This is a genomic window from Shinella sp. GW835-FHT14H05, assembly GCF_058793575.1.
Window position 1 is genome coordinate 1,527,329 of record NZ_JBXAFY010000001.1, and the last position, 9,306, is coordinate 1,536,634.

Consider the following 9,306-nt stretch of genomic DNA (forward strand, 5'->3'; position numbering starts at 1 on the left):
GGTAGGCTATAAAACAAGACTGATTCTGAACAACGATCGTGATCAAAATTGACAGAGCAATCGACACCCGGCGGCAAAAACCCACCCGGCATTGAGCCTATTTCCATCATCGAGGAAATGCAGCGGTCGTATCTCGACTACGCCATGAGCGTAATCGTGTCCCGCGCGCTGCCCGATGTGCGCGACGGCCTGAAGCCCGTGCACCGGCGTATCCTCTACTCGATGAGCGAGATGGGCGTCGACTGGAACAAGAAATACGTGAAGTCGGCCCGCGTCACCGGTGACGTGATGGGTAAATACCATCCGCACGGCGACTCGGCGATCTACGACGCGCTTGCCCGCATGGCGCAGGACTGGTCGCTCCGCCTGCCGCTGATCGACGGCCAGGGCAACTTCGGCTCCATCGACGGCGACCCGCCGGCAGCCCAGCGTTACACGGAATGCCGCCTGGAAAAGGCAGCGCATTCGCTGCTCGACGACCTCGACAAGGAAACCGTCAACTTCCGCGACAACTACGACGGCACGATGAGCGAGCCGGTCGTCGTGCCGGCAAAGTTCCCGAACCTGCTGGTCAACGGGGCAGGCGGCATCGCTGTCGGCATGGCGACGAACATTCCGCCGCACAACCTCTCCGAAGTCATCAATGGCTGTATCGCGCTGATCGACAATCCGGCGATCGAACTGCTCGACCTGATGCAGCACATTCCCGGGCCGGACTTCCCGACAGGCGCACTGATCCTCGGCCGCGCCGGCATCCGCCAGGCCTACGAGACCGGCCGCGGCTCCGTCATCATGCGCGGCCGCGCCCATATCGAGCCGATGCGCGGCGACCGCGAGCAGATCATCGTCACGGAAGTTCCCTTCCAGGTGAACAAGTCCTCGATGATCGAGAAGATGGCCGAACTGGTGCGCGACAAGCGCATAGAGGGCATTTCGGACCTTCGCGACGAATCCGACCGCCAGGGCTACCGCGTCGTCATCGAGCTGAAGCGCGATGCCAATGCCGAGGTCATCCTGAACCAGCTTTATCGCTACACGCCGCTGCAGACCTCCTTCGGCTGCAACATGGTGGCGCTGAACGGCGGCAAGCCGGAGCTGATGACGCTGCTCGACATGTTGCGCGCCTTCGTCTCCTTCCGCGAGGAAGTCGTCAGCCGCCGCACGAAATACCTGCTGCGCAAGGCGCGCGACCGCGCCCATGTCTTGGTGGGTCTCGCCATCGCCGTCGCCAATATCGACGAGGTGATTGGCCTCATCCGCCGCGCGCCGGATCCGCAGACGGCGCGCGAGCAGCTGATGGAGCGCCGCTGGCCGGCTAAGGACGTCGACGTGCTGATCAAGCTCATCGACGACCCGCGCCACCGCATCAACGAGGACCTCACCTACAACCTCTCGGAAGAGCAGGCCCGCGCGATCCTCGAACTGCGCCTTGCCCGCCTGACGGCGCTTGGCCGCGAGGAAATCGACGAGGAACTCAACAAGATCGGCGAGGAGATCAAGGACTACCTCGATATCCTGTCGTCGCGCGTGCGCATGATGGACATCGTCAAGAACGAGCTCGCCTCCGTGCGCGACGAGTTCGGCACGCCGCGCCGTACCGAGATCCTCGAAGGCGGTCCGGACATGGACGACGAGGATCTCATCGCCCGCGAGGACATGGTCGTCACGGTATCGCATGCCGGCTACGTCAAGCGCGTGCCGCTCGCCACCTACCGTGCGCAGCGCCGCGGCGGCAAGGGCCGCTCCGGCATGGCCATGAAGGACGAGGATTTCGCGACCCGCCTCTTCGTCGCCAACACGCATACGCCGGTGCTGTTCTTCTCCTCGCGTGGCATCGTCTACAAGGAGAAGGTCTGGCGCCTGCCGATCGGCACGCCGCAGTCGAAGGGCAAGGCGCTCATCAACATGCTGCCGATCGAATCCGGCGAACGCATCACGACCATCATGCCGCTGCCCGAGGACGAAACGACGTGGGAAAACCTCGACGTGATGTTCACGACGACCCGCGGCACGGTTCGCCGCAACAAGCTGTCGGACTTCGTCCAGGTCAACCGCAACGGCAAGATCGCGATGAAACTCGAGGAAGAGGGCGACGAGATCCTCAACGTCGAGACCTGCACCGAGAACGACGACGTGCTGCTGACGACCGCGCTCGGCCAGTGCATCCGCTTCCCGGTCGATGATGTGCGCGTCTTCGCCGGCCGCAATTCGGTCGGTGTGCGCGGCATCTCGCTGGGCGCCGGCGACCGGATCATCTCCATGACGATCGTCAGCCATGTGAATGCCGAGCCGTGGGAACGCGCCGCCTATCTGAAGCGCTCCGCAGCCGAACGCCGCGCGAGCGGTGTCGACGAGGAGGATATTGCGCTGGTCGGCGAGGATGTCGGCGAGGTCGGCGATCTTCCGGAAGAGCGCTACCAGGAGCTCCGCGCCCGGGAACAGTTCGTGCTGACCATCTCGCAGAAGGGTTTCGGCAAGCGGTCGTCCTCCTACGACTTCCGCACCTCCGGCCGCGGCGGCAAGGGCATTCGCGCCACGGACACGTCGAAGACCAACGAGATCGGCGAACTCGTCGCCGCCTTCCCGGTCGAGGACAAGGACCAGCTCATGCTCGTCTCCGACGGCGGCCAGCTGATCCGCGTACCGGTCGACGGCATTCGCATCGCCAGCCGCGCGACGAAGGGCGTCACGATCTTCTCGACCGCCAAGGACGAGAAGGTGGTGTCGGTCGAGCGCATCAGCGAGCCGGAAGGCGAGGATGATGTGGAAGCGGTGGATGTCGAGGTCGAAGGCGAGATCGATGCGGGGGATGCGGCCGCACCCAGCGAGGAGTAAGCCCCTCGCATCCTTGTAGAAATGGAAAAGCCGGACGGGCAGGGAACGACCGTCCGGCTTTTCATTTGGTGCGGGCGGCCCGGAGGGAAGGCCACCCGCTTACGGCGACATACGTGCTAGGGCGTCATTTGCGCGTCGAACGCGCGGGCGCTATAGGGGGGCGTGCTAGACGCCAAAGCCGCCTGCTTCTGTTTTCACCTTTACCGCCTTCATTTCCGCACGATCCCGTTTGAGTTCATGGATGGTGCGGGCAAAATCGAAGGTGAAGACGGTGGCGATGAAGATGGTGGAAAGGATTGTGAGCGCAGCCATCACAGATCCTCAGCGCAGCCACTTGCCGCGAGCGGCGAGCTTATCGGCGGCCGGGCGATCCTCTTCGCGCAGCGCGTGGATCGTCGCTGCTGTCAGCGCGATGAACATCGTCATGCAGAGTAGAGCGAGTGCCATTTTTGTGTTCCTTCAAGCCTAAGGAAACGCATTACTTGTTTCGCTGTGTTCGGTCTGGAGAATGCGCGAGCGCGACCTTTGTTCCAGACCCCGATGCTGTCATTTAGACATGCCGTGCCTGAAATGGTCTTGAACGGGCCATTCATACCGGGTTCACGTTCTTGCAGGGGACAGTTCGGGATGCGACGGGCTGCGCCCTTGCGAAAACGGGCGGTCCGTGACAAAAGGCGGCAAACGGGACCCTGCCGATGACAGTCGCCTTCTACCCTGGCTCTTTCGATCCGATCACGAACGGCCATATCGACGTGCTGGTGCAGGCGCTGAACGTGGCGCCCAAGGTCATCGTCGCGATCGGCATCCACCCCGGCAAGACGCCGATCTTCTCCTTCGAGGAGCGCTCGGACCTCATCCGCCAGTCGATCACCGAGGCGATGCCGGCGCGGGCAGGGGATGTCAGTGTTGTTTCCTTTTCGAACCTCGTCGTCGATGCGGCCCGCACGCATGGTGCGCACCTGTTGATCCGGGGCCTGCGCGACGGCACCGATCTCGATTATGAAATGCAGATGGCCGGCATGAACCGCCAGATGGCGCCGGACGTGCAGACGATCTTTCTGCCGGCTGGCGTTGCCTCGCGGCCCATTACCGCCACATTGGTCCGCCAGATCGCGGCCATGGGCGGCGATGTCAGTGCCTTCGTGCCGGTGCCCGTCTTCCAGGCTCTGAAAGCCCGCAAGGGCTGAGCGCAATCACCCTGAACTCTCAAGGGAGCTATCATGAAAATCCTTCGTCTCGCCTTTGCAGGAGCCCTTTTCCTCGCAGGCGCCACCCTTGCCCAGGCCGCCGATTTCCTCACGATCCAGCTGAAGGACGGCCCGGTCGTCATCGAACTCAATTCGCAGGTCGCGCCGAAGCATGTCGAGCGCATGAAGGCGCTCGCCGCCGCCGGTGAATACGACAACGTCGCCTTCCACCGCGTGATCGAAGGCTTCATGGCGCAGACCGGCGACGTGCAGTACGGCGATCTGGCTGACGGCTACCAGGCGCAGGCGGCCGGCACGGGCGGCTCCAGCCAGGCGGACCTGCCGGCGGAATTCTCCAACGTGCCCTTCGAGCGCGGCACGGTCGGCATGGCGCGGTCGCAGGACCCGAACTCCGCCAACTCGCAGTTCTTCATCATGTTCGCGCCCGGCGACTTCCTGAACGGCCAGTATACGGTCGTTGGCAAGGTGGTCTCGGGCATGGAAAACGTCGACAAGATCAAGCGCGGCGACGACGCCAACAACGGTTCCGTGACCGACCCTGACCGCATGGTCAAGGTTACGGTCGGCAAATAATCCCACCTTTTATTTTCTGCCTGTTGTAATCGCAAAATCGCTTCACACTTTTGCGCAACACGCTTTTGAAGGAGAAAGACCATGGCCGAGATCAAGGATCCGGAAAACACCATCATTATGGAAACCACCAAGGGCAAGGTGGTCATCCAGCTTCTTCCGGATCTCGCTCCGGGACATGTCGCGCGCATCAAGGAACTGACGCGCGAAGGCGCCTATGACGGCGTCGTGTTCCACCGCGTCATCGAGGACTTCATGGCGCAGACCGGCGACGTGCAGTACGGCAAGACCGGTGGCAAGGACTTCAACCCGGCCCGCGCCGGCATGGGCGGCTCGGAAAAGCCGGACCTGAAGGCCGAATTCTCCAACACGAACCACGTTCGCGGCACGTGCTCGATGGCCCGCAGCCAGATGCCGAACTCCGCCAACGCGCAGTTCTTCATCTGCTTCACGGATGCTCCCTGGCTCAACAAGCAATACTCCGTCTGGGGCCAGGTCATCGAGGGCATGGACAATATCGACAAGATCAAGCGCGGCGAGCCCGTGCGCGATCCCGATACCATCGTCTCGATGAAGGTTGCCGCCGACGCGGCCGCCTGATAGACAACGATCGATTTCGACCGCGCTCGCCCCGGCGGGCGCGGTTTTTCTTTGTGCGCTTTTCAAGAGACACCCGATATGGCTGCTTTTCTCTGGGCGCTGCTCGGCATTGCGGCCGGCGCGTGCATCGCTATCCAGGCTCCGATCAATGCGCTGCTCGGCCGCGGGCTCGGCATGCCGGTTGCGGCGGCCTGCGTATCGTTCCTTTCCGGCGCGCTCATCCTTGCCATCGTGGTGCTGGCCACCTCGTCCTTCGAGGGCCGGGCGCCGGATTGGCGCGGCCCAGCCTTCTGGCTCTATGTCGCCGGCGGCGCGCTCGGCACGGTCTATGTCACGACCGCGATCTTCCTGACGCCGCGCATCGGGGCGGCCGCCGTCATGGCCTTTGCCGTCTCGGGCCAGCTTCTCGCCGGCATCCTGCTCGACCGCATCGGCTTTCTCGGCATGGCGGTGCGGGAATTGTCCGTCGGCCGCATCGCGGGCGCCATGCTGCTCGTCGTCGGCGCGCTGATGATCCGTTTGTACTGAGGCCTGCCATGCGCGTCGACCTCTTCGATTTCGATCTGCCGGAAGACAACATCGCGCTGCGCCCGGTCAGCCCGCGCGAGGCCGCACGGCTGCTCGTCGTGCGCCCGGCAAACGAAGCCCCCTACGAGGACCGCACCGTCGGCGATCTCCCGTCGCTGCTCAGGGCCGGCGACGCGCTGGTCTTCAACGACACGCGCGTCATTCCCGCCCAGCTCGAAGGCACTCGCCACCGCGACGGCGCCGGCGGCCAGAAAGTGTCCGCGACGCTGCACATGCGCATCGCCGCCGACCGCTGGAAGGCTTTTGCCAAGCCCGGAAAACGCATCAAGCTGGGCGACCGCATCACATTCGGCGACAGTCTTGCGGCGATCGTCGAGGCGAAGGGCGAGGGCGGCGATATCACCCTGCATTTCGAGGCCTCCGGCCCCGAACTCGACCGCGCTATCGCCACCGTCGGCCATATCCCGCTACCGCCCTACATCGCCTCCAAGCGCGAGGACGACGAGGCGGACCGCCGCGACTACCAGACGATCTATGCCCGCGAGGAGGGCGCCGTCGCCGCTCCCACCGCCGGCCTCCACTTCACCGACGCGCTCTTCGAAAAGCTCGATGCGCTCGGCGTCGAACGCCATTTCGTGACGCTGCATGTCGGCGCCGGAACCTTCCTGCCTGTCAAAGCCGACGACACGACCGAGCACGTCATGCACGAGGAGATCGGGTACGTCTCGCAAGAGACGGCCGACGCGCTCAACGCTGTCAGGGCGAGGGGCGGGCGCATCGTCTCCGTCGGCACCACGTCGCTGCGCCTCCTCGAAAGTGCGGCGCACGCGGACGGCACGATCAAGCCGTGGTCCGGTGCCACGGGCATCTTCATCACGCCCGGCTACCGTTTTCGCACCGCCGACATGCTGATGACCAACTTCCACCTGCCGAAGTCGACGCTGTTCATGCTCGTCTCCGCCTTTTCCGGCCTGGAGACGATGCGCGGCGCCTATGCGCATGCGATCACGATTGGCTACCGCTTCTATTCCTACGGCGACTCCAGCCTGCTTTTCCGGAACGACCGATGACCGAAAACTTTGAGTTCAGACTGCTGGCCACCGATGGCAAGGCGCGGCGCGGCGAGGTCTCCATGCCGCGCGGCACGATCCGCACGCCGGCCTTCATGCCCGTCGGCACGGCGGGCACCGTCAAGGCGATGTATCTCGACCAGGTGCGCGACCTCGGCGCCGACATCATCCTCGGCAACACATACCACCTGATGCTGCGCCCCGGCGCCGAGCGCGTCGCGCGCCTCGGCGGGCTGCACGAACTCATCCGCTGGCAATATCCGATCCTCACCGACAGTGGCGGTTTCCAGGTCATGTCGCTCTCGGGCCTGCGCAAGCTCGACGAGCAGGGCGTGACCTTCAAGAGCCATGTCGACGGCGCGCTGCACCATATGTCGCCGGAACGATCGATCGAGATCCAGGGCCTGCTCGGCAGCGATATCCAGATGCAGCTCGACGAGTGCGTGGCGCTGCCCGCGTCGCCCAAGGAAATCGAACGCGCCATGGAAATGTCGCTGCGCTGGGCCGAGCGCTGCAAGGTGGCCTTCGGCGACCAGCCCGGCAAGGCGATGTTCGGCATCGTGCAGGGCGGTGATATCCCCGAGTTGCGCGTGCGGTCGGCAGACGCGTTGTCCGGCCTAGGCCTCAAGGGCTACGCCATCGGCGGCCTGGCGGTGGGCGAGCCGCAGGAGGTGATGCTCGACATGATCGAGACGACCGTGCCCCATCTGCCGACCGAGAAGCCGCGTTACCTGATGGGCGTCGGCACGCCGGACGACATGCTGAAATCGGTTGCCCGGGGTATCGACATGTTCGATTGCGTGATGCCGACCCGCTCCGGCCGCCACGGCCTGGCCTTCACCCGCCGCGGCCGCATCAACCTGCGCAACGCCCGCCATGCCGAAGACATGCGCCCGCTCGACGAAGAATCGAACTGCCCGGCCGCCCGCAACTATTCGCGCGCTTACCTGCACCATCTCGTGCGCGCCAATGAATCGCTCGGCGGCATGCTTCTGACCTGGAACAACCTTGCCTATTACCAGGACCTGATGGCCGGCATACGCAAGGCGATCGAGGAAGGCCGCTTCGCCGATTTCATGGCGGAGACGCAGGAAGGCTGGGCGAGGGGCGACATCGCCCCGCTCTGATGCTTCAGGCTTAGATTTCCGGCCCCGGCGCCGAACGCACCATGTGCACGCCATTGATCTTGTAGCTGCCGTCCGGCTGCTTCACGACCTGGTAGAGCGCCGTCCAGTCCTTGCCATCCGGCGCGGAGATCAGCACTTCCTGCACCACCATGTCGCCGGTCACCTTGGAACGGCCGAAGGCGAAATTGCCCGGCCGATAGACCGGCGCATAACCCTTCTTCACCATGTCGAAGAAAACGTCTTCGCTCGGGAATTTTCCCCGGATGGTCGGCGAGGCGAAGGAATAGGCCGTCTTGGCATCGTCGTTCAGGAAGGCGGTGATCTGGCTCTGGATAACGGTCTGCGCCGTATCGACAGGCTCGTCGGCCCGCACGGCTTCCAGCGGAAGGAGACAGAGGGAAACGCAAAGGAACACGGCGGCAGGCAATTTCATGGCGCACACTCCTTTTCGGCGAAAGCTAGAGTAGCACGGGAACTTGCAAAGAGCCGCATGCGATGCGCGCGGATGCTTTTCGTGGAGATTCTTTATAGTTTTTCTTTTAAAAGCAATATAATAGTATTATTACTTAAAGTAGATATATAATATCACTAATTCGTGATGGCGCGGGCAGGACAGCTTTTAAGAGCTTTCCTTGTGAAAGACCACGATTTCGGACCCCTGATATGTTGACCGAGCAAACGCCCGGAATCCGTGCCGCTCGGCAAGGCGTATGGAGGCCGCATTCTGCGCGTCGATGATGCAAGTCACAGGAACGCCAGACTTGTTCGCCTTCGCCCAGGACCACATCGCGTCAAGGGCCTCGCTGGCATAGCCGCGGCCCTGGACGTCGGGGATCAGTCCCCAGCCGGCTTCCATGGTGTTCTCGATGCTGGGCGTGAAGGCTCTGCGCATCTCATGGAACCCGGCTTCTCCGATGAGTTGGCCGGAGAGCTTGTCCGTGATCGCCCAGAACCCGAAACCCATGACGCTCCACATGCCGATATGGCGTAGCATGCGGGCCCAGGACTGCTCGCGCGACAAGGGCGTTCCGCCAATGTAGCGCACGACCTCCGGCATGGCCCACATCGCCGCCGTCGCGTCGAGGTCGTCAATTTGAAAGCCGCGCAAGACGAGGCGATCGGTTTCGAGCAGAGGGATGTCGGGCATCTGAATATCGCGGTGAAAAAGCTGAAGGGTGGCGCGCCGAATCTGACGGCAATCTACTCTCGAACGCGTGGGATAGTCGACATCTGAAACGTGGGATTGTGGCCTGGGAGCGGGCATGGTGGGCTGCCAGAAGACCTCACCCATTGTGGCGGATGAGTTGGAATGTCCGACGGTTTGCAAAGTAGAAATGTCCGACTGGTCACCACACGGCACACCGACCA

The 9,306-nt window shown here is 63.3% G+C and carries 11 protein-coding genes; 7 read left to right on the forward strand and 4 right to left on the reverse strand.

Annotated elements, in window-relative coordinates; all coding sequences use genetic code 11:
• Window positions 1–48: 48 nt before the first annotated feature.
• Window positions 49–2,835 (forward strand): DNA gyrase subunit A, encoded by a 2,787-nt coding sequence (gene gyrA, locus AC1Q6Z_RS07400; RefSeq protein WP_439628377.1) that lies wholly within the window; start codon window positions 49–51, stop codon window positions 2,833–2,835.
• Window positions 2,836–3,000: 165 nt separating this feature from the next.
• On the opposite strand, the gene AC1Q6Z_RS07405 is transcribed toward gyrA, so the two are convergent.
• Window positions 3,001–3,147 (reverse strand): hypothetical protein, encoded by a 147-nt coding sequence (locus AC1Q6Z_RS07405; protein ID WP_319323734.1) that lies wholly within the window; start codon window positions 3,145–3,147, stop codon window positions 3,001–3,003.
• Window positions 3,148–3,156: 9 nt separating this feature from the next.
• On the reverse strand, window positions 3,157–3,282 hold the full coding sequence (locus tag AC1Q6Z_RS07410; protein WP_256115919.1) for a hypothetical protein: 126 nt from the start codon (window positions 3,280–3,282) through the stop codon (window positions 3,157–3,159).
• 248 nt (window positions 3,283–3,530) lie between these two features.
• Here AC1Q6Z_RS07410 and coaD point away from each other — a divergent pair, with 248 nt between their 5' ends.
• The 6 genes from coaD (at window position 3,531) to tgt (ending at window position 7,938) form a co-directional block, all read left to right on the forward strand.
• A complete protein-coding gene (gene coaD, locus AC1Q6Z_RS07415) occupies window positions 3,531–4,022 on the forward strand; it encodes a pantetheine-phosphate adenylyltransferase (protein WP_256115918.1) in 492 nt (163 codons plus the stop codon).
• 33 nt (window positions 4,023–4,055) lie between these two features.
• Window positions 4,056–4,616 carry a peptidylprolyl isomerase gene (locus AC1Q6Z_RS07420; protein ID WP_256115917.1) on the forward strand — a complete coding sequence of 187 codons (561 nt, stop codon included), beginning with the start codon at window positions 4,056–4,058 and terminating at the stop codon, window positions 4,614–4,616.
• An 81-nt stretch (window positions 4,617–4,697) separates the two neighbouring features.
• Window positions 4,698–5,213: a peptidylprolyl isomerase gene (locus AC1Q6Z_RS07425; protein WP_492647219.1), complete on the forward strand. Its 516-nt coding sequence runs from the start codon at window positions 4,698–4,700 to the stop codon at window positions 5,211–5,213.
• Window positions 5,214–5,291: 78 nt separating this feature from the next.
• Window positions 5,292–5,741 (forward strand): DMT family transporter, encoded by a 450-nt coding sequence (locus AC1Q6Z_RS07430; protein ID WP_256115915.1) that lies wholly within the window; start codon window positions 5,292–5,294, stop codon window positions 5,739–5,741.
• An 8-nt stretch (window positions 5,742–5,749) separates the two neighbouring features.
• Window positions 5,750–6,811, forward strand: coding sequence for a tRNA preQ1(34) S-adenosylmethionine ribosyltransferase-isomerase QueA (gene queA, locus AC1Q6Z_RS07435; RefSeq protein WP_492647220.1), 1,062 nt, complete (start codon window positions 5,750–5,752; stop codon window positions 6,809–6,811).
• Window positions 6,808–7,938: a tRNA guanosine(34) transglycosylase Tgt gene (gene tgt, locus AC1Q6Z_RS07440; protein WP_492647221.1), complete on the forward strand. Its 1,131-nt coding sequence runs from the start codon at window positions 6,808–6,810 to the stop codon at window positions 7,936–7,938. The genes queA and tgt overlap by 4 nt, the downstream gene beginning before the upstream one ends.
• Window positions 7,939–7,948: 10 nt before the next feature.
• Here tgt and AC1Q6Z_RS07445 read toward each other — a convergent pair whose 3' ends face one another.
• The gene (locus tag AC1Q6Z_RS07445; RefSeq protein WP_435268474.1) at window positions 7,949–8,371 is read right to left on the reverse strand and encodes a DUF4864 domain-containing protein; all 423 of its coding nucleotides are present in this window, start codon (window positions 8,369–8,371) and stop codon (window positions 7,949–7,951) included.
• Between the two features lie 186 nt (window positions 8,372–8,557).
• The gene (locus AC1Q6Z_RS07450) at window positions 8,558–9,085 is read right to left on the reverse strand and encodes a GNAT family N-acetyltransferase (protein ID WP_492647268.1); all 528 of its coding nucleotides are present in this window, start codon (window positions 9,083–9,085) and stop codon (window positions 8,558–8,560) included.
• Between the last annotated feature and the right edge of the window lie 221 nt (window positions 9,086–9,306).

Bases quoted from the DNA above. Each gene is read 5' to 3' on its own strand.
- AC1Q6Z_RS07405 (WP_319323734.1), bottom strand. From the start codon at position 3,147: ATGGCTGCGCTCACAATCCTTTCCACCATCTTCATCGCCACCGTCTTC.
- AC1Q6Z_RS07410 (WP_256115919.1), bottom strand. From the start codon at position 3,282: ATGGCACTCGCTCTACTCTGCATGACGATGTTCATCGCGCTGACAGCA.
- coaD (WP_256115918.1), top strand. From the start codon at position 3,531: ATGACAGTCGCCTTCTACCCTGGCTCTTTCGATCCGATCACGAACGGC.
- AC1Q6Z_RS07420 (WP_256115917.1), top strand. From the start codon at position 4,056: ATGAAAATCCTTCGTCTCGCCTTTGCAGGAGCCCTTTTCCTCGCAGGC.
- AC1Q6Z_RS07425 (WP_492647219.1), top strand. From the start codon at position 4,698: ATGGCCGAGATCAAGGATCCGGAAAACACCATCATTATGGAAACCACC.
- AC1Q6Z_RS07430 (WP_256115915.1), top strand. From the start codon at position 5,292: ATGGCTGCTTTTCTCTGGGCGCTGCTCGGCATTGCGGCCGGCGCGTGC.
- queA (WP_492647220.1), top strand. From the start codon at position 5,750: ATGCGCGTCGACCTCTTCGATTTCGATCTGCCGGAAGACAACATCGCG.
- tgt (WP_492647221.1), top strand. From the start codon at position 6,808: ATGACCGAAAACTTTGAGTTCAGACTGCTGGCCACCGATGGCAAGGCG.
- AC1Q6Z_RS07445 (WP_435268474.1), bottom strand. From the start codon at position 8,371: ATGAAATTGCCTGCCGCCGTGTTCCTTTGCGTTTCCCTCTGTCTCCTT.
- AC1Q6Z_RS07450 (WP_492647268.1), bottom strand. From the start codon at position 9,085: ATGCCCGACATCCCTCTGCTCGAAACCGATCGCCTCGTCTTGCGCGGC.